Origin of the sequence: Bacillus sp. LBG-1-113 (genome assembly GCF_020708615.1) — a bacterium.
Lineage (GTDB): Bacteria > Bacillota > Bacilli > Bacillales > Bacillaceae > Bacillus > Bacillus mojavensis.
The window spans coordinates 942,880-962,568 of sequence record NZ_JAJFDG010000001.1; the positions used below are offsets into that span (position 1 = coordinate 942,880).

Below are 19,689 nucleotides of genomic sequence, written 5' to 3' on the forward strand. Positions count from 1 at the left end.
GTGACCTTCAAACTTGACATCATTTCCTCACGTGGTAACATTTTAAACGTGTGAAAATACGAACAAAAAAGCGAACAAAGGAGATGTTACCGATCTTTGATCAAAAAAAGGTAGCTTTTATTGGAGCCGGATCTATGGCGGAAGGAATGATATCAGGTATCGTTCGTGCCAAAAAAATCCCAAAACAAAACATCTGCGTTACAAACCGCAGCAATACGGAGCGATTAGCTGAGCTTGAACTTCAATATGGAATCAAAGGCGTGGCGCCGGATCACTTATGTATTGAAGACATGGATGTGCTCATTTTGGCGATGAAGCCAAAAGATGCCGAACACGCTCTGTCATCATTAAAAACACGTATCCAACCCCATCAATTAATTTTGTCGGTGCTAGCCGGCATAACCACCTCTTATATTGAACAATCATTGCATAATCAACAGCCGGTTGTCAGAGTAATGCCTAACACATCCAGTATGATCGGCGCTTCTGCAACTGCCATCGCGCTTGGCAGGCATGTGACAGATGATTTAGAAAAACTGACGGCGGCTTTGCTCGGCTGTATGGGTGAAGTGTATACCATCCAGGAAAATCAAATGGACATTTTCACGGGAATTGCCGGCAGCGGCCCTGCTTATTTTTATTATTTAATGGAATTCATCGAAAAGACGGGCGAAGAAGCGGGACTCGATAAACAATTATCACGAAGCATCGGTGCACAGACACTCTTTGGTGCTGCAAAAATGCTGATGGAAACAGGAGAACAGCCTGAGGTGCTGAGAGACAATATCACCTCGCCAAATGGAACGACTGCTGCCGGATTGCAGGCTTTGAAGAAGAGCGGCGGCGGAGAAGCCATTTCCCAAGCCATTAAACATGCAGCTAAGCGTTCAAAGGAAATTAGCGATGATCTCGAAAAAACAGCGGCACCGCTATAAAACAGGAGTGATAAAGTGACGTCTGAAACAGAAATGAAAAGAGTTGTCGTGAAGATCGGCAGCAGTTCATTAACAAGTCTTCATGGGGAAATCAGCATTCGGAAACTGGAAGCTTTAGTGGACCAGGTCGCCAAACTAAAAGACGCCGGATATGAAGTGATCCTGGTTTCTTCCGGCGCAGTAGCTGCAGGATATCGCAAGCTCGGATTTCTTCAGCGACCAGAAAATCTGCCTGAAAAACAAGCGTCTGCTTCAATCGGTCAAGGATTGCTGATGGAGGCTTATTCAAAGCTGTTTTTGGCGCACGGTTACGTGGCTTCCCAGATTTTAATTACGAGAAGTGACTTTTCTGATGAATACCGATATCACAATGTTCGGAACACAATGAATGTATTGCTTGAACGCGGTATTATCCCGATAATTAATGAAAATGACACAGTGACCGTCAATCGGCTTAAGTTTGGCGATAATGATACACTCGCAGCGAAAGTCGCCGGATTAATCGATGCGGACCTGCTTGTGATTTTATCGGATATCGACGGTTTATATGACGGCAATCCGCGAAAGAATCCAAAAGCGAAAAGGGTGCAGCGGGTCAGTGAGATTACACCGGAAATTGAAGCGTGCGCAGGCGATACAGACAGCGAAGTCGGCACCGGAGGCATGAGATCCAAACTGGATGCGTTTAAAATTGTGATGGCATCTGGCATTAAAGGATTTCTTGGCCAGGCAGACACCGCCGATATATTATATCAAGCTGTTCATGGAGAGGCGGAAGGCACCTATTTTGAAGCTGAGGGAATGCTTCCGTTGAATCAAAAAGAGCAGTGGATCGCTTTTAATTCCGGACCAGAAGGTGAAATTGTGTTATCAGATGACTGTTCCGGCCAAATAGCTGACGGTCAATCGAGTATTTACCCAGATGGTGTAAGGGAGATTAAAGGAAAATTTAAAAGCGGCGCTGTTGTCCGCCTGACTGATTCTCATGGTGAAGACATCGGCCTCGGGATCGTCAATTATTCTTCCGCGCAGCTTGAGACACCCGAAAAAAATAAAGATATGAAAAACAAAGCTGTGATTGATCCGGAAGCGTTTGTATGCCATTTGGATTTATCTTTACCTGTATATTAAATAGAAGACATACACGAAAAAAACCCGAACTTCCGCACAGAAGCTCGGGTTCTTTTTTTATTGATACTGTTCCAATTTCGAGAAAAACTGTATGACAAACTCATAAAAATCCTGCGCTGACGGTGCAAGCTCTCTGTTTTTCGGCTTAATTATTCCGACAGTCCGTTTAACTTGAGGAAACTCAATTGGAATTTTCACTGTAAATCGGGGTGTCGTTTCAGCAAAAGTGCTCTCCGGCAGGAGGGTGACACCCATACCTGCGGACACCAATCCTTTGATAGCGTCCAAATCCTCACCCTCCGTAGAGACAAGAGGGGCAAACCCGGCCTGTTTGCAAGAGTCAATCGCCATTTTTCTGAGCACAAACCCTTCCGGAAACAACACAAATTGATCGTTGCGCAAATCAATTAAATGCACCGTTTTTTGTTTGGCAAGCGGATGATTTAATGGTACAAGCGCGTAAATTTTTTCTGTGAATAGGATATTTCCTGCTATATCTGGAAAATTCGTCGGCACAGGGCCTAATAACGCTAAATCGATATCGCGGTTTCTGACAGCTTCAATCAGAAACTTATATGAGCCTTGGCGCAGCAAAAACTCGACGTGCGGATATTCTTCTTTAAATGCCGAAACGACAGTCGGCAGAAGCTGACTGGCGAGGCTTGTAGGAAAACCAATTTTTACTGTTCCGCGATGCGGGTCAAGGTACTCATCAATTTGTTCTTTTGCATAATCGATGGCTTTCATCGCTGTTTTGACATGAATTAAAAATTCTTTTCCAATCGGAGTGAGTTTGATATTTCTCCCTTCACGCTCAAATAAAGTGACATTTAATTCTTCTTCAAGGTTTGCAATTTGTCTGCTGATGGCTGATTGGGCCACATGCAGATAATCAGCGGCTTCTGAAACGTGTTCTCGCTCAGCAACCTCCATAAAATAGCGCAGTTGGCGCAGCTCCATGTATGTTTCACATCCATCTATCTCATTTTGAGATTCTTTTGATCTAAATTATATATTGTTTATATCGTTTTGAAAACCTACAATAATATTAGAGTTGTTAGATTTTATGACCGGTATTATCGGAAACTGATCGGGGGAGAGGAATTATGACTTACAATCAAATGCCAAAAGCTCAAGGTCTCTACCGTCCTGAATTTGAACATGATGCGTGCGGAATCGGCCTATATGCGCACTTAAAAGGCAAGGCGACACATGACATCGTCAAACAGGGGCTGCAGATGCTTTGCCAGCTCGACCACAGAGGAGGCCAAGGCAGTGATCCGGATACGGGAGACGGCGCCGGCTTACTGGTTCAAATCCCTGATGCTTTCTTTAAGAAAGAGTGCAAAGATATCAATCTGCCTGAAAAAGGACGTTACGGGGTAGGAATGGTCTTTTTCTCGCAGAAGGAAGATGAAAGAAAAAAAATCGAAAAGCAAATCAATGCACTGATTGAACAGGAAGGCCAAGTAGTGCTTGGATGGAGAACTGCACCTGTAAATGTCGGAAAAATCGGAACAGTAGCACAAAAAAGCTGTCCTTTTGTCCGTCAAGTATTCATTGGCGCAAGTTCTGACCTGAAGGATGATTTGTCGTTTGAGCGAAAATTGTATGTCATTCGTAAACAGGCTGAAAACTGGGGAGTAACGGAAGGTCTAGATTTTTATTTTGCCAGTCTTTCAAGCCAAACTATTGTTTATAAAGGCCTTTTAACACCTGAACAGGTTGATGCGTTTTATTCCGATCTGCAAGATGAGGCATTCGTATCCGCTTTTGCACTAGTTCATTCACGCTTCAGCACAAATACCTTCCCTACATGGGAAAGGGCACACCCAAACCGCTATTTGGTTCACAATGGTGAGATTAACACCCTTCGAGGAAATATCAACTGGATGAGAGCACGTGAACAGCAATTTGTGTCTGAAAGCTTTGGTGAGGATCTCAATAAAATTCTTCCGATTCTGAATGCTGACGGCAGTGACTCTTCCATTTTGGATAACGCATTTGAGTTTTTCGTTATGGCGGGACGCAAGCCGGCACATACGGCGATGATGCTGATTCCTGAGCCATGGACAGAAAATACGCACATGTCTAAAGAAAAAAGAGCGTTCTACGAGTATCACAGTTCATTAATGGAGCCTTGGGACGGTCCGACTGCCATTTCATTTACTGACGGAAAACAAATCGGTGCAATCCTTGACCGTAATGGTTTACGTCCGGCTCGTTATTATGTGACAAAGGATGATTATATTATTTTCTCATCTGAAGTCGGCGTTATTGAAGTTGAACAAGAAAACGTCTTATATAAAAACCGCCTTGAACCAGGAAAAATGCTTTTAATTGACCTGGAAGAAGGCCGCATCATTTCTGATGAAGAAATAAAGACACAAATCGCAACTGAATATCCATACCAAAAATGGCTTGAGGAAGAGCTCGTGCAAGTGAATCCTGATCCGGAAACAAGAGAGGAAGAACAGTTCGCGGATCTTCTTACGCGTCAGAAAGCGTTTGGATACACATATGAGGATATTCAAAAATATTTAATTCCTGTTATTAAAGAAGGAAAAGATCCTCTCGGCTCAATGGGGAACGATTCGCCGCTTGCTGTTTTGTCCGATCGACCGCAATCGCTGTTTAATTACTTTAAGCAGTTGTTTGCGCAGGTTACCAACCCGCCGATTGACGCGATTCGCGAGCAGCTCGTGACTTCAACAATGACTTGGCTCGGAGCAGAAGGCGATCTCCTTCATCCAAATGAACGAAACGTTCGCCGAATCAAGCTGTATACACCCGTGTTATCAAATGAGCAGTTTTATGCACTGAAAACAATCGTCCATCCAGATTTAAGAAGCCAAAAAATTAATGTGCTGTTTTCAGAAGATCTTGAACGCGGGTTAAAAGACATGTTCACCCAAGCTGAGAAAGCAATCAACCAAGGCGTAAGTCTTTTGATTCTGTCCGATAGAGCAATGAATGATCAATTAACGCCAATTCCGCCGTTGTTAGCAGTCAGCGCACTGCACCAGCATTTAATCCGAAAAGGATTGCGCACGAAAGTCAGCATTATCGTTGAATCGGGAGAAGCACGTGAAGTTCATCACTTTGCAGCTCTAATCGGCTATGGTGCTGATGCTGTCAATCCTTATCTGGCATATGCAACCTACAAGCAGGAGATTGACGATGGCCGTTTGGATATCAGCTATGAAGAAGCGGTCAGCAAATATGGAAAAAGCATTACCGAAGGTGTCGTAAAAGTGATGTCGAAGATGGGGATTTCTACTGTACAGAGCTACAGGGGCGCCCAAATCTTTGAAGCGGTAGGAATCAGCCATGACGTAATTGACCGTTATTTTACGGGAACAGCATCACAGCTCGGCGGCATTGACTTAAATACCATTGCGGAAGAGGCGCAGCGCCGCCACCAGGAAGCGTATCAAGATGATTACAGCAAAACGCTTGAACCGGGAAGTGACTTCCAATGGAGAAACGGCGGAGAGCATCACGCGTTTAACCCGAAAACGATTCATACCTTGCAGTGGGCGTGCCGCAGAAATGATTACAATCTGTTTAAACAGTATACGAAAGCGGCAGATGAAGAACGAATCGGATTCCTGCGAAACCTGTTCTCATTTGATGAAGACCGCAAGCCTCTAAAAGTGGAGGAAGTAGAATCTGCTGAATCAATTGTCAAACGTTTTAAAACAGGTGCGATGTCATTTGGATCATTAAGTAAGGAAGCCCACGAAGCATTAGCGATTGCGATGAACCGCTTGGGCGGAAAAAGCAACAGCGGGGAAGGCGGAGAAGATCCAAAACGCTTTGTGCCGGATGAAAACGGCGATGACAGAAGAAGTGCGATCAAACAAATTGCATCCGGACGATTTGGTGTAAAAAGCCATTACTTAGTCAACGCCGATGAGCTGCAGATTAAAATGGCGCAAGGCGCAAAACCGGGAGAAGGCGGACAGCTGCCGGGCAATAAAGTGTATCCTTGGGTTGCAGATGTCCGCGGATCAACACCAGGGGTCGGATTGATTTCACCGCCTCCGCACCATGACATTTATTCAATCGAGGATTTAGCCCAGCTGATTCACGATTTGAAAAATGCGAACCGTGATGCAAGAATCAGCGTGAAGCTGGTCTCGAAAGCGGGTGTCGGAACGATTGCTGCGGGTGTTGCTAAAGCAACTGCAGATGTCATTGTGATCAGCGGTTATGACGGAGGTACAGGTGCTTCACCTAAAACAAGCATTAAACATACAGGGCTTCCGTGGGAGCTTGGCCTTGCAGAAGCGCATCAAACCTTAATGCTGAACGGACTTCGCGATCGTGTTGTATTAGAAACAGACGGAAAGCTTATGACAGGCCGGGACGTTGTCATGGCCGCATTGCTCGGCGCCGAAGAATTCGGTTTTGCAACTGCTCCGTTAGTTGTTCTCGGATGTGTTATGATGCGCGCCTGCCATTTGGATACATGTCCTGTCGGGGTAGCGACTCAAAATCCTGAACTTCGCAAAAAGTTCATGGGAGATCCTGATCATATTGTGAACTACATGCTGTTTATTGCTGAAGAAGTCCGTGAATACATGGCTGCATTAGGTTTTAAAACGTTCGATGAAATGATCGGCCGCACTGACGCACTTAACGTGAGTGAGCGGGCAAAGGCGCATTGGAAAGCGAGCCAGCTTGATTTGTCCACTCTTCTTTATCAGCCGGAAGGCGTACGGACATTCCAAACACCGCAAAACCATAAAATTGATCAATCGCTCGATATCACAACGATTCTTCCTGCTGTAAAAGATGCCATTGAATTTGGGAAAGAAGCTGATATTTCAGTCGAAATCAATAACACAAACCGTGTAGCAGGCACTGTAACAGGCAGTGAAATTTCGAAACGTTACGGTGAAGAAGGACTTCCGGAAGATACGATTAAGCTGCAATTCACAGGATCAGCCGGCCAAAGCTTTGGAGCGTTCGTTCCTAAAGGCATGACGCTTTATTTAGACGGAGATTCAAATGACTACGTCGGAAAAGGTCTGTCTGGCGGAAAAATCATTGTCAAATCACCGGAAGGATTCAACTCCGCATCACATGAAAATGTGATTATCGGCAACGTGGCATTCTATGGCGCGACGAGCGGAGAAGCATATATTAACGGTCGTGCAGGTGAACGCTTTGCCGTTCGGAACAGCGGTGTGAATGTTGTTGTTGAAGGCATCGGTGATCACGGCTGTGAATACATGACAGGCGGAAGTGTTGTCGTACTGGGTGATGTCGGCAAAAACTTCGCGGCTGGTATGTCCGGCGGAATCGCGTATGTATTGGCCGAAGATGTAAAAGCATTTAAACGCAAATGCAACCTTGAAATGATTTTGTTTGAGTCTTTAGAGGATGAAAAAGAAATTCAACAAGTTAAAGCAATGCTTGAAAAGCATGCTGCGTATACAAACAGCCAAAAAGCTGCAGACCTGCTTGAACAGTGGGAAGACAGTGTGAAAAAATTTATTAAAGTGATTCCGAAAAACTATAAACAAATGCTTGCGAGCATCGAAGAGCAAAAAGCTGCGGGCTTATCTGAGGAAGAAGCCGTTATGTACGCGTTTGAAGCCAATACGAAACCAAAACAGAAAACAGCGCCGGCGGGACAAAAACAAGCGGTAGTGCAGTAAGGAAGGGGAGAGGAACATGGGGAAACCAACTGGATTTATGGAAATCAAACGAGAAAAACCAGCTGAGCGAGACCCTCTCACTCGCTTAAAGGACTGGAAGGAATATTCTGCTCCTTTTTCAGAAGAAGCGTCGAAACGGCAGGGGGCGCGGTGTATGGATTGCGGTACACCGTTTTGCCAGATCGGTGCTGACATTAACGGATTTACATCCGGCTGTCCGATTTACAACTTAATTCCTGAATGGAACGACCTTGTCTACAGAGGCAGATGGAAAGAAGCATTAGAAAGGCTTTTAAAAACAAACAACTTTCCTGAATTCACAGGGCGGGTTTGTCCCGCTCCTTGTGAAGGCTCATGTACACTAGCAATTTCCGACCCGGCCGTATCGATTAAAAATATTGAACGGACCATTATCGATAAAGGGTTTGAGAATGGCTGGATTCAGCCTAGAATTCCGAAAAAACGAACAGGCAAAAAAGTTGCCGTCGTTGGATCGGGCCCAGCCGGACTGGCGAGTGCTGACCAGCTGAACCAGGCTGGACATTCTGTCACTGTATTTGAACGCGCAGACAGAGCGGGCGGACTTTTAACTTACGGCATTCCAAACATGAAACTTGAAAAAGGAATTGTCGACCGCCGCATTAAGTTGCTGACGCAAGAAGGAATCGATTTTGTTACAAATACGGAAATTGGCGTTGATATAACGGCTGATGAGCTGAAAGAGCAATTTGATGCCGTGATCCTTTGCACAGGAGCTCAAAAACAGCGCGATCTATTAATCGAGGGACGCAAATCAAAAGGTGTTCACTACGCGATGGATTACTTGACGCTTGCTACAAAAAGCTACTTAGATTCTAACTTTAAAGACAAGCGATTCATTGATGCGAAGGGGAAGGATGTTATCGTAATCGGAGGCGGAGACACAGGAGCTGACTGTGTGGCTACCGCTTTGCGCCAAAAAGCCAAAAGCGTGCACCAATTCGGCAAACACCCGAAACTACCTCCAGCTCGCACGAATGATAATATGTGGCCTGAACAGCCGCACGTCTTTACGCTTGAATATGCGTATGAAGAAGCAGAAGCAAAATTCGGAAGAGATCCGAGAGAATATTCAATCCAAACAAAAAAATTGGTTGCCGATAAAAACGGCAAATTGAAAGAGCTCCATACGATTCAAATGGAGAAAGTGAAAAATGAGCATGGAAAATACGAGTTCCGCGAACTGCCTGGAACTGAAAAAGTATGGCCTGCTCAGCTCGTCTTTATCGCTATCGGCTTTGAAGGCACAGAACAGCCGCTTTTAAAACAATTCGGTGTTGATTCTAATAACAACAAAATCAGCGCAGCATATGGGGAGTATAAAACAAATATCGATGGTGTTTTCGCCGCAGGGGATGCAAGAAGAGGGCAAAGTTTAATCGTATGGGCGATTAATGAAGGCCGTGAAGTGGCGCGTGAAGTTGATCGGTATTTGATGGGGAGTTCCGTTCTGCCGTAAAAAAAGGGGATTATATAAAAAAAGAAACCGGACTGTTTGTCAGCCGGTTTCTTTTTTAATCTATTGTGATCCCGATGTTCCCAAATTGGCTGCCTTCCTGCATTCTGGTATATGCTTCATGTGCTTGTTCTATAGGATATGTCCGGTCAAGCACGGGCCGAAGTTTATGTTTTTCCATAAAATGCAGCATTTCATGAAATTCATCACTGCTTCCCATTGACGTTCCCAATAGATTGATTTGCGGAAAGAATAAAGACCGCAGTGGAAAACTGAGATTATTACCCGAACTTGCACCAAAGCTGACAATACGGCCGTTCGGTTTCACATGATCAAAGTATTCTGAAAAGAGGGCCGGCCCTATGCTGTCGAGAATGACATCAGCTTTTTGTCCTTGAAGATGTTCAGACCAATTGCTGTAACTGTCAAAAGCATGGTCAGCTCCTAATTGTATTGCTCTTTTTCTTTTCTCCTGGCTTCGAGAAGTCACGCTTACAGTTGCTCCAATTGCTTTAGCCATTAATAGCGCGTAGGTTGCAACGCCGCTTCCAATTCCGGGTATCAAAATATGTTCGCCTTTTTTTAATTGGGCCTTTGTAAAAAGTGCTCGATATGCGGTCAGAGCTGATAATGGCAAAACGCCTGCTTCCTCCCAGGATAGATAAGAAGGTTTTTTCACTGCGTTTTGTGAAGGAATGATCACATATTCAGCAAGTGTTCCGTTTGAAGGGCCTCCCAAAATATCCGGAACAGGAGGTACATCATCTGTTCCTTCCCAATTCAATGTCGGTAAAATCACCACTTCTGTATGAACAGCCAGATCATTTACACCTTCACCGACCGCTTCAATCATGCCAGCACCGTCAGAGCCCAGAATAAACTCAGGATCTTGTTCGGTTTTATTTTTCATGAGAAACAGGTCCCGATGATTTAATCCCGCCGTTTTCAACTTTACTTTCACTTCTCCGTATCCGGGACTTTGAGAAGGGATGTCTTGATACACTAACCCCCGAAGTCCGCTTTTTCCGTTATGAACAACCGCTTTCATGCCGTCTGCCTCCTAATTCCCTCGTAATCTATGACCTTCACATATTTTACACAGCGGTTTTCTTCAAGTAAAATGAACAAAAATGATTGTCGGTATCACTTTTAATCATAGCAAGAAGGTGACAGCGTGTGGAAAGTGGAGAATTAAAGATATTCCGGGCTGTTGCCCGTGAAGGAAGTATATCAAAAGCAGCCCGGCAGCTGAATTATGTTCAATCTAATGTAACAGCAAGAATCCATAAGCTTGAAACAGATCTGAATATCAAGTTATTTCACCGGACAAATCGTGGAATGAAGTTAACGGCTGCGGGGGAAAACCTATTACAATACGCAGATCAAGTGTTATCATTATTAGACGAAGCTGAGAAATCAGCACAATTAAATCAGCATCCGAAAGGGCCATTGCGGCTTGGAGCATTGGAAACAACAGCGGTCACTCACCTGCCTGAACATGCAGCTTCATTCCTCAGACGTTTTCCTGAAGTTGATTTATCAGTGAACACAGGTGATACGCACAGTTTGGTTCGGCAAGTTCTAGATCATAAGGTGGATGGCGCTTTTGTGTACGGTCCTGTTGAATACACGGATATCAAACAAATTCCTGTTTCCCGTGAGGAATTGGTGTTAATATCACCGGAGGAAGGGGCGATAGAGGACATGCTTCGGCTGCCAATGCTCTTTTTTGGAACCGGCTGCTCTCATCGCGATAGAGTCAAAAGATTACTAGAGGAAGCAGGTATTCAACAGCAAAAAATCATAGAATTTGGCACATTGGAAGCTGTTATCAGAGGTGTTTCCGCTGGTTTGGGAACGGCGCTGCTGCCAAAGTCGGCCATTGCCTGCTCAGCCTATCGCCAAAGGGTGTACGTTCACCAGCTTCCCGCATCATATCAGGATATGACGATCGTGTTTATTTACAGAAAAGACTTTTTTATGACCAGTGCATTTCAGCGGTTTATTGCAGAATTGAATGAGACCGAATTTATTCCATCAGTCTAATCAAAAAGAGAAGATTCAGAGGGATGCTTGGATAGATTTTTGTTTCCGTAAGCTGGAAACTATTTTCAAAAAGGCATTAAGGGATTTGAATTGATTAGCTGATAAACCTTTATGCGATTCGATTTGTTGTCTGGCACATGTCTGGATGTTATATTGAACGGTATTCGTACCTTAAAGAGTTTGCGAGGACCGCGAGCATGATTAATCGTCCATAGAAAAAACTGTACTCGGCTAAAATGAGTACAGTTTTTCTTTTTTATTTATGTTTCAAATTAATTCCGATCGCTGCGCCGTTTCTGCTTGAATCGGCTACTCCTTTGAAGGTGCCGTTTTCTCGGTCTATAAAAATGCTTTGCACGTTTCCGATGTCTACTGGACTTGTGCCGAATTTATGGCCCTTGTCTTTTAATTTGCTGAGTGCATCCTCTGGAACTCCGTCTTCGTATCTGTAGGAGTTCATACTGTTTGTGTAAATTCTCGGCTCTTCAACCGCTGCTTTTAATTCCATTCCATATTCGATATTATAGAGGATGGTTTGCAGCACGGAAGAAATAATCGTTGCCCCTCCAGGAGATCCGACGGTGAGAACTGGTTTGTCATCTTTAAACAAAATCGTCGGAGTCATGCTGCTTAAAGGCCGCTTGTTCGGCTGAACTTCGTTGGCTCCGCCTGGAACCGCATCAAAATCTGTTAGTTCATTGTTTAAAATGACCCCGTAATCAGGAACCATAATGCCTGTTCCAAACAGCTGTTCAATTGTTGTGGTATAGGAAACAACATTGCCCCAGCGGTCCGCGACGGTAAAGTGTGTCGTTTGGCCGTCTACTTTATCACTCGGCTGTTCGACTTGCTTATAGTTTGCGGTTCCTTCTTCGTATTTCCAAGGATCACCGGCTTTTGGTTTTTTGTTGACTTCATCTAAACTGATTAATTGCTGGCGCTCTTTTATATAGTCGGGGTGAAGCAAACCTTTGAGAGGAACATTTACAAATTCGGGATCGCCTGCATAAGCCGCACGGTCAGCGTAAGACAAATGCATGGTTTCAGCGAGCAGATGGTATTTTTCCCATGAGCGGATATCATATTGTGAAAGGTTAAAATCATCGAGAATGTTCAGCATTTGCAGTAAGAAAACGCCGCCAGAGCTTGGAGGAGGAGTCGTTGCAATTTGATAGCCTTGATATTCCCCCCAAATCGGTTCGTCAATTGTAATATCATAATTTTCTAAATCTTTTTTGGTCATTGATCCTCCGAAATCCTGAACAGTATCAGAAAGGGCTTTGGCGAATTTGCCTTCATAAAAGGCGTCTATGCCTTTCGAACGAATGAGCTTAAAGGTTTTGGCCAAATCTTTTTGAACGAGAGTATCACCTTCTTTAAGCGGCTCGCCATTCGGCAGAAATACATCCTTTGCGGCAGTCCGTGATAATTTTTCCTGATAATCAGAAATCGCATTTGCTAACACTGAATCAATCGGAAAGCCTTTATCAGCGAGTTTAATAGAGGGGGAAATTAATTGTTTCATCGAACGGGTTCCCCATTTATCCAAAGCTTTTTCCAGCCCTTTCAGAGTACCCGGAACACCAACGGCAGTACCTTTTGTGACACGTTCGGAGAAAGGTATCGCTTTGCCGTTTTCATCGAGAAACATATCCGGAGTTGCGCCTGCGGGAGCGCGTTCGCGGCTGTCGATGATCGTCGTATCTTTTGTTTTTCCGTCATACACCATCATAAAACCGCCGCCGCCAATGCCTGACATCATCGGTTCTGTGACATTAAGCGCAAACTGAATGGCAACCGCCGCGTCAATGGCATTTCCGCCTTTTTTCAAGACGTCAGCCCCGATCTCTGAAGCGAGAGGATGCGCAGTTGCAACCATTCCGTCTTTGCCTACATCTACTTGCTTGTACTCGTCATAGCCTTTGGGCGGCTTTTTAGCTTCCGCGTGAAATGGAGCACTTCCAGCGACTAACAGAACACTAAGCAGGGCTGCTAAACAGACGTTCCATGTTTTTTTCATGTTCTCCCTCCTATTAAGCTGTTATGTTACAATCTTAGCGTAAAAAAAATACAGCGGTTTCACAAGTGACAAATGGTATATTATCTATAGCATTCAGCCATATTTCTGTGTGAAATTGATTATATTGGGGTGAGTCATGTGCTATAGTAGAACCATCGATTGGATCATTGAAACAGAAAGGACCCCCCATATGTATCTAACCATTAAAGAAACAGCAGAATATACAAATCTTTCAGAGGATTATATTAAAAATTTGGTACTGGAAGGAAAAATACGCGCCGTACATGACGGTGATCAATTTTTAATTTATAAAGGACAATTCAAAACACATCTTGAACAGCTGGAAAATTATAAAGCGCTCGTGCAGGAAATATTAAATGAGCCGATTCCGGAAGATGTCGATGTGAAGGATGAAGACTAGGACGCAATTTCAAATTGTGTCTTTTTTTGTATATTTTTTTAAGAGCATCTCAAAAAGTGAAGCGTCAGATTGCGTTTTAAGGACCTTTTTAGGAAGGGATAGAGTAATTTGTCTCAATGATCAGAAAAGCTCCATATAAGTCTGAAAACACCTTTTAAGAGGATAGGGTGTTTCAAGAGATCTTCTTCCTGCTTATGTAACACTATGTATATTATGTTACATAAGCGCTCCCGGACTTTGACATTCAACGTTTTTCCGCTATAATAGTAACATAGACCTCAAAACGTTACATAACGGTTTTTAAGGAGTTTTTTGATGCATATTGTACAGCCGATCCGCAGTTTAGAGAAAATTCAAGATGTAAAACAGTATTTACGCAGCAAAAACAAGCGTGATTATTTTTTGTTTATTTTCGGCATTAACAGCGCGCTCCGAATTTCTGATATTTTGCCGCTTCAAGTGAAAGATGTCAGAAATAAAGACCATTTATGGGCGACTGAAAGCAAAACTAAAAAGAAAAGGAAGATTCTCATTTTAGAATCTTTGAAAGCAGAAATACACGAGTATACGAAAGATATGAAAGAAAATGAATACCTATTTAAATCTGTCCGAACCAGAAAGCCAATTTCACGCATTCAGGCATACAGAATTTTAAGAGAGGCAGCCGAAGCGTGCGGACTTGAGGAAATAGGGACCCATACGCTCCGGAAAACATTTGGCTATCACTTCTACCAGCGGACAAAAGATATCGCTGAGCTGCAGAGAATTCTTAATCATTCATCACCCTCAATTACAATGCGTTATATTGGAATCGATGAAGATACAACAAGAGCTGCTTATAAGGTATTTGGAGGGCTGTAAATCAAATGGCTTGAAAATCGTGACAATCGGAGCTACTATATAGATATCAAAAAAGCTCTAGTAGCACAGCGGATAGTGCAGCAGTTTCCTAAACTGCAGGTCGGGAGTTCGAATCTCTCCTAGAGCGTAATAAAAACAAAAGGGCAATGGTGGTTGATACGTCCATTGTCTTTTTTATTCTCAATATAAAAAAACGCCCGGGAAACGGGCGTTTTTTCTTATATAACTGCGTCAAAGCGATTTACTTTCCATTTTTTGTTCTCTTTTACAAATGTCACTTTCCGTTTTGCTGAAGGTGATCCGTCCAAAGTAGGAACGGTAAATTCATATGTGACTGTGCCGCCTTTTTTAGAAATGAGTTTAGCGGTTGATTTTTTCCAATTTAAGAGATTGTCTCCGTCACCGATCGGAACAGCCAGTTTCCCTTTTGAAACAATAAAATGATAGTCTTTAAAGCCTTTTTCAATCGCTGATTTTGAGAAAATAGGTGTTAAGTAATTCACAGCTTTTTCTTTTGTGCCAAGGTCACTGCACATGTATACGTACTGAAGATTTTGATGCTCAAATGTGCCTGATGGGCAAACTGCTTTCTTCGCTTTTGGATTGTGTCCGCTCATTGTATTCCAAAAATGCTCTCTAGCTGTTAGGGCCAGCTGCAATGCTTGTTTTTGTGATAAATCCCCGGATGTGTTTTTTGCAAATGCATTTGTGTTTAATGACAGAATAAGTGCAATAGTGGTTAGAAACAGAAGATATTTTTTCAATGTGGCTCTCTCCTTTAAAATCTCTTTCTCTTATGTTACAAATGTTACAATAGTTACGTTTAGATTACAATACTTTTGCATAAATTATTTTTTTATTCTTTCATCTCACCAAAAGACTATGCTGTATCGTGCTAGCTTATTCTTGATGCTTCAAAATGTGTAAAAATAGGAGAATCGGGAAGGGTTTCATAAGTACTGTGGTGAATAGTTACATGTTGCGTGTCGTGTTCATTTCAAAAGAAACGGGAGCGCGTTAGTGAAACGAGTTTAAATAAAGGAGTCATTACATATGGAAACATTACAAGAAAATCCCGTATCTAAGAAGAAGAGCAATCCATCTGTTTGGCGGTCCATGTCACTATTTTTAGTGCCGCTCCTTCTGAGCAATGTGCTGCAATCAATCGGCCAGTTAGTCGGGATGGTCGCTGTGGGCAGATGGCTTGGCGTAGATGCGCTTGCAGCTGTTTCATCCTTTTTCCCGCTGTTTTTTCTTCTCATTTCATTTACGATCGGAATCGGTTCCGGCAGTTCCATTCTCATCGGGCAAGCCTATGGGGCAAAAAATGAGGAACGCTTAAAGGCCGTTGTCGGAACAACACTGACATTCACCTTTTTATTAGGAATTGTGTTAGCTGTGATCGGCAGTATATTCACCTTAGATATTCTGCGTCTCATGGGAACCCCAGAAAATGTAATTGATGTAAGTGTTAGGTATGCGCGTATCTTATTTTACGCAATGCCATTTATGTTTTTATATTTTGCCTATACCACATTCTTGCGGGGAACAGGCGATTCTAAGACACCGTTTTATACATTGATTGTAAGCACAGTCATCAATATAGCACTTTTACCGATCTTCATTCTCGGCATGTTCGGTTTACCGAAGCTGGGCATTTACGGCTCTGCTTACGCAACCGTTATTTCTACAATTGTGACCTTTATCGTATTATTGGTGTATCTGCGGAAAACGAAACATCCGCTGCAATTTGATAAGACAGTGCGGCGTTATTTGAAAATGGATAAGGAACTGCTGGCGCTTCTGCTGCGTCTTGGAATTCCGTCAAGCATCAACATGATTCTCGTGTCGCTATCGGAAATAGCGGTCATTTCATTCGTCAATCATTATGGTTCGGATGCGACAGCAGCATATGGCGTGGTCAACCAGGTAGCCAGCTATGTGCAAATGCCGGCTGTCAGTCTGGGTATCGCGGTATCTATTTTCGCTGCTCAATCTATTGGAGCGAATGAGTTTGACCGGTTAAAGCAAGTAATCCGAGTCGGCATTTGGCTGAATTATATCATTGGCGGTGTGTTGATTGTCCTTATCTATCTTTTTGCACATCAGATTTTAGCGTTATTTTTGACCGAGAAAGATACACTTCATATTGCACACAAGCTTTTAATGATTACATTATGGAGCTATTTGCTGTTTGGAAATGCACAAATTATTTCTGCGACGATGCGTGCAAGCGGAACGGTTTTATGGCCGACCCTCATCAGTATTTTCGCCATCTGGGGAATCGAGGTGCCGGTTGCGTTTGTTCTGTCCCACTACACCAAGCTTGAAATACTCGGCGTCTGGGTTGGCTATCCGGCTGCGTTTGCCGTCAGCTTGCTTTTGATTTACGGGTATTATCAATTCATTTGGAAAAAGAAGCAGATCACACGTCTGATTCAATAAACTCCAAAAAACACTGTTCATTTTGAGCAGTGTTTTTTTGTTTACGTAAAGACTAAAGGGAAAACATAAAATGGAGGAAATATTGCGAACAGAATTGAATGTATTATATAAGCATTGAACTAAGGAGGTTGAGTACATATGACAAATTATATTGAAAAGATGACGTATTTAGGAACACCAGCTGTCAAAGCGGGTAATGAGCATTTGGAAATGATAGTTGTGCCTGAGTGGGGAAGCAACGTCATTTCTCTCGTAGACAAAGAAACAAAGCTGCACCTTTTACGTGAACCGGAAACAACCAATAGCTTTCATGACACACCTACACTGTATGGAATCCCTATTTTGTTTCCGCCTAACCGCATAAGTGACGGAACGTTCAGCTTCCGGGGCAGAACCTATCATTTTGATATCAATGAAAAAGATAAACACCATCACCTTCACGGCTTTCTCTATGATAAAAAGTGGGACATCATTACGATGAAACAAACAGACGAAGTAGTAATTATAGAAACTGAAATTGATCTATCGGACATTCCCCATGTGTATAAACAATTTCCGCATCATGCCGTTGTACGGATGAGATACATGTTAAATGATAACACTCTTCATAAGCATGCAACGATCATGAATAAAGGGGAGGACGCATTTCCTTGGGGACTTGGTTACCATACGACCTTCGTTTTCCCGGAAGAGAGCTCTTTATTTTCTCTCACAGCTGATCAGCAATGGGAATTGGATGAACGTTTATTGCCGACCGGAAAGCTAGTAGATATACCGAATCAGGAAGAACTACACGAAGGAATGCTCTTGCGGCAGCAGCTTGATGATGTCTATTTATCTTCTTATCAGAAGAGAGGGGGAGAAAATCAGGCTGTCATTTACCATCAGCATGTACATCTGAATATGATCTACAAGGCGGATGAACAATTTAAGCATTGGGTTGTGTATAATGCTGATGGATCACAAGGGTATTTGTGCCCAGAGCCTTATACATGGGTGACAAACGCAGTTAACCTTGATCTCCCTTCGTCACTCACTGGCTTACAAGTGTTAGAGCCCGGTGAAGAGACGACAGTCAAAAGCAGCATCACGATTGAACGCAATCATCAATAGCCATCAGGAGAGGCGGGATAAGAAAATGGGAAAAAGCATAAAGCTTTATTTTGTGATATTGCTGCTTTTCACCTTTGCTTCCGTTCCATATATGCACCATGCTGCACAAGCGGCTGAAGAACAGGATACACTTGCCGGGCAGATTGAAAACATTTTAGCCAATGAACCTGCTTTAAAAGGCGCAACGGCCGGCATTACCATCCGTTCTGCCGAAACAGGCGACGTCATATACGAGCATTTAGGGGATGTCCGGATGAGACCCGCCTCTTCTCTAAAGCTTTTTACAGCCGCCGCGGCACTTTCTGTTCTCGGTGAGGATTATTCTTTCACGACAGAAGTGCGGACAGACGGCCGCCTCAAAGGTCAAAAACTGAATGGCAACCTTTATCTGAAAGGAAAAGGAGATCCAACACTTTTACCATCGGATTTTGATCAAATGGCCGAAAAGCTGAAAAAATCCGGTATTACGGTCATTAAAGGCAATCTTATCGGCGATGACTCATGGTATGATCATATCCGCTATTCGCCAGATTTGCCATGGAGCGATGAATACACTTATTACGGCGCCCAAATTTCAGCACTGACAGCGTCTCCAAATGAGGACTATGATGCAGGCACTGTGATAGTAGAAGCAAGTCCGGGAAAGAAAGAAGGACAAAAGCCAGCAATATCAATTTCACCAAAAACGGATTATGTAGCAATTGAGAATGAGGCGAAAACAGTTGAGGCGGGAAAAAAGAAAGAGCTTTCTATCGATAGAGAACACGGAACCAATACTATTTCAATTAAAGGGAGCATACCAGTTGATGCAAGCAAGACAAAAGAGTGGATTTCCGTCTGGGAGCCGACAGGATATGCTTTAGATTTATTTAAGCAAGCCCTCAAAAAACAAGGCATTACAGTAAAAGGGAAAATCAAAATGGGCACAGCGCCCGACTCTTCTGCCGTACTGGCCACTCATTACTCAATGCCTTTGTCAAAGCTATTTCTTCCATTTATGAAATTAAGCAATAACGGACATGCCGAGGTACTTGTCAAAGAGATGGGGAAAGTGGAAAAAGGAGAGGGCAGCTGGGAAAAGGGGCTTGAAGTGCTAAACAGTACGCTTCCGAATTTCAGCGTTGATCCCAAAACACTTATTTTGAGAGACGGTTCCGGGGTTTCTCATATCGATGCCGTATCATCAAACCAAATCACAAAGCTGTTATATGACATCCAGGGTGAAAAGTGGTTTCAAACTTATCTACATGCTCTTCCGGAAGCGGGCAACAGTGACAGGATGATAGGCGGAACGCTGAGAAACCGCATGAAAGACACCCCAGCACAAGGAAAGATAAAGGCAAAGACCGGATCGTTAAGCACTGTCAGCTCTCTGACTGGCTACGCAGAAACAAAGAGCGGAAAAACGCTGGTTTTCTCTATTCTTCTAAACGGTTTGATTGATGAATCGGATGGAAAAGACATTGAAGATCAAATTGCTGTTATTTTGGCAAATCAATAAAAAACCTGTTTTCCATGAAAACAGGTTTTTTATATGTTTTTACATTATTCCG

General features: G+C 43.3%; 14 protein-coding genes and 1 tRNA gene. 11 read left to right on the forward strand and 4 right to left on the reverse strand.

All coding sequences use genetic code 11. The features are described 5' to 3' along the window. Window positions 1-56 precede the first annotated feature (56 nt). Together proC and proB are read left to right on the forward strand one after the other, a co-directional pair. Window positions 57-935, forward strand: a complete 879-nt coding sequence (gene proC / locus LJF29_RS05215; RefSeq protein WP_229147586.1) for a pyrroline-5-carboxylate reductase — start codon at window positions 57-59, stop codon at window positions 933-935. A 15-nt stretch (window positions 936-950) separates the two neighbouring features. Further along, window positions 951-2,066, forward strand: a complete 1,116-nt coding sequence (gene proB, locus LJF29_RS05220) for a glutamate 5-kinase (RefSeq protein ID WP_229147352.1) — start codon at window positions 951-953, stop codon at window positions 2,064-2,066. Between the two features lie 57 nt (window positions 2,067-2,123). On the opposite strand, the gene gltC is transcribed toward proB, so the two are convergent. Then, a complete protein-coding gene (gene gltC / locus LJF29_RS05225; RefSeq protein WP_024121635.1) occupies window positions 2,124-3,026 on the reverse strand; it encodes a glutamate biosynthesis transcriptional regulator GltC in 903 nt (300 codons plus the stop codon). A 146-nt stretch (window positions 3,027-3,172) separates the two neighbouring features. Between gltC and gltB the strand changes: the two genes are divergently transcribed. Both gltB and gltD read left to right on the forward strand, forming a co-directional pair. Continuing rightward, complete coding sequence (gene gltB, locus LJF29_RS05230; protein WP_229147358.1) at window positions 3,173-7,735, forward strand: glutamate synthase large subunit; 4,563 nt, start codon at window positions 3,173-3,175, stop codon at window positions 7,733-7,735. A gap of 16 nt (window positions 7,736-7,751) precedes the next feature. After that, window positions 7,752-9,233 carry a glutamate synthase small subunit gene (gltD, locus tag LJF29_RS05235; RefSeq protein ID WP_229147360.1) on the forward strand — a complete coding sequence of 494 codons (1,482 nt, stop codon included), beginning with the start codon at window positions 7,752-7,754 and terminating at the stop codon, window positions 9,231-9,233. Between the two features lie 55 nt (window positions 9,234-9,288). Here the strand turns inward: gltD and LJF29_RS05240 are convergent, their stop codons facing one another. Beyond that, window positions 9,289-10,278, reverse strand: a complete 990-nt coding sequence (locus LJF29_RS05240; RefSeq protein WP_229147362.1) for a zinc-binding dehydrogenase — start codon at window positions 10,276-10,278, stop codon at window positions 9,289-9,291. Window positions 10,279-10,406: 128 nt separating this feature from the next. Here LJF29_RS05240 and LJF29_RS05245 point away from each other — a divergent pair, with 128 nt between their 5' ends. Then, the gene (locus LJF29_RS05245; protein ID WP_229147366.1) at window positions 10,407-11,276 is read left to right on the forward strand and encodes a LysR family transcriptional regulator; all 870 of its coding nucleotides are present in this window, start codon (window positions 10,407-10,409) and stop codon (window positions 11,274-11,276) included. A gap of 256 nt (window positions 11,277-11,532) precedes the next feature. On the opposite strand, the gene ggt is transcribed toward LJF29_RS05245, so the two are convergent. After that, window positions 11,533-13,296, reverse strand: a complete 1,764-nt coding sequence (gene ggt, locus LJF29_RS05250) for a gamma-glutamyltransferase (protein WP_229147368.1) — start codon at window positions 13,294-13,296, stop codon at window positions 11,533-11,535. A 190-nt stretch (window positions 13,297-13,486) separates the two neighbouring features. Here ggt and LJF29_RS05255 point away from each other — a divergent pair, with 190 nt between their 5' ends. The 3 genes from LJF29_RS05255 to LJF29_RS05265 all read left to right on the forward strand — a co-directional run bounded on the left by LJF29_RS05255 (window position 13,487) and on the right by LJF29_RS05265 (window position 14,705). Beyond that, window positions 13,487-13,717 (forward strand): excisionase family DNA-binding protein, encoded by a 231-nt coding sequence (locus tag LJF29_RS05255; RefSeq protein WP_168747982.1) that lies wholly within the window; start codon window positions 13,487-13,489, stop codon window positions 13,715-13,717. Window positions 13,718-14,032: 315 nt separating this feature from the next. Continuing rightward, the gene (locus LJF29_RS05260; protein WP_229147369.1) at window positions 14,033-14,578 is read left to right on the forward strand and encodes a site-specific integrase; all 546 of its coding nucleotides are present in this window, start codon (window positions 14,033-14,035) and stop codon (window positions 14,576-14,578) included. 54 nt (window positions 14,579-14,632) lie between these two features. Next, window positions 14,633-14,705 (forward strand) — tRNA-Arg (locus LJF29_RS05265). Window positions 14,706-14,796: 91 nt separating this feature from the next. Here the strand turns inward: LJF29_RS05265 and LJF29_RS05270 are convergent. Further along, a complete protein-coding gene (locus tag LJF29_RS05270; RefSeq protein WP_029441305.1) occupies window positions 14,797-15,342 on the reverse strand; it encodes an IseA DL-endopeptidase inhibitor family protein in 546 nt (181 codons plus the stop codon). A gap of 289 nt (window positions 15,343-15,631) precedes the next feature. Here LJF29_RS05270 and LJF29_RS05275 point away from each other — a divergent pair, with 289 nt between their 5' ends. The 3 genes from LJF29_RS05275 to dacB all read left to right on the forward strand — a co-directional run bounded on the left by LJF29_RS05275 (window position 15,632) and on the right by dacB (window position 19,637). Then, window positions 15,632-17,023, forward strand: coding sequence for an MATE family efflux transporter (locus tag LJF29_RS05275; protein ID WP_229147370.1), 1,392 nt, complete (start codon window positions 15,632-15,634; stop codon window positions 17,021-17,023). A gap of 138 nt (window positions 17,024-17,161) precedes the next feature. Then, window positions 17,162-18,136, forward strand: a complete 975-nt coding sequence (gene galM / locus LJF29_RS05280; protein WP_229147372.1) for an aldose 1-epimerase — start codon at window positions 17,162-17,164, stop codon at window positions 18,134-18,136. 25 nt (window positions 18,137-18,161) lie between these two features. Then, complete coding sequence (dacB, locus tag LJF29_RS05285) at window positions 18,162-19,637, forward strand: D-alanyl-D-alanine carboxypeptidase/D-alanyl-D-alanine-endopeptidase (protein WP_229147375.1); 1,476 nt, start codon at window positions 18,162-18,164, stop codon at window positions 19,635-19,637. Window positions 19,638-19,689 lie beyond the last annotated feature (52 nt).

Excerpts from the sequence above, each read along its gene's own strand:
- gltC (WP_024121635.1), bottom strand. The coding sequence starts at position 3,026 with ATGGAGCTGCGCCAACTGCGCTATTTTATGGAGGTTGCTGAGCGAGAA.
- gltB (WP_229147358.1), top strand. The coding sequence starts at position 3,173 with ATGACTTACAATCAAATGCCAAAAGCTCAAGGTCTCTACCGTCCTGAA.
- gltD (WP_229147360.1), top strand. The coding sequence starts at position 7,752 with ATGGGGAAACCAACTGGATTTATGGAAATCAAACGAGAAAAACCAGCT.
- LJF29_RS05240 (WP_229147362.1), bottom strand. The coding sequence starts at position 10,278 with ATGAAAGCGGTTGTTCATAACGGAAAAAGCGGACTTCGGGGGTTAGTG.
- ggt (WP_229147368.1), bottom strand. The coding sequence starts at position 13,296 with ATGAAAAAAACATGGAACGTCTGTTTAGCAGCCCTGCTTAGTGTTCTG.
- LJF29_RS05255 (WP_168747982.1), top strand. The coding sequence starts at position 13,487 with ATGTATCTAACCATTAAAGAAACAGCAGAATATACAAATCTTTCAGAG.
- LJF29_RS05260 (WP_229147369.1), top strand. The coding sequence starts at position 14,033 with ATGCATATTGTACAGCCGATCCGCAGTTTAGAGAAAATTCAAGATGTA.
- LJF29_RS05275 (WP_229147370.1), top strand. The coding sequence starts at position 15,632 with ATGGAAACATTACAAGAAAATCCCGTATCTAAGAAGAAGAGCAATCCA.
- galM (WP_229147372.1), top strand. The coding sequence starts at position 17,162 with ATGACAAATTATATTGAAAAGATGACGTATTTAGGAACACCAGCTGTC.
- dacB (WP_229147375.1), top strand. The coding sequence starts at position 18,162 with ATGGGAAAAAGCATAAAGCTTTATTTTGTGATATTGCTGCTTTTCACC.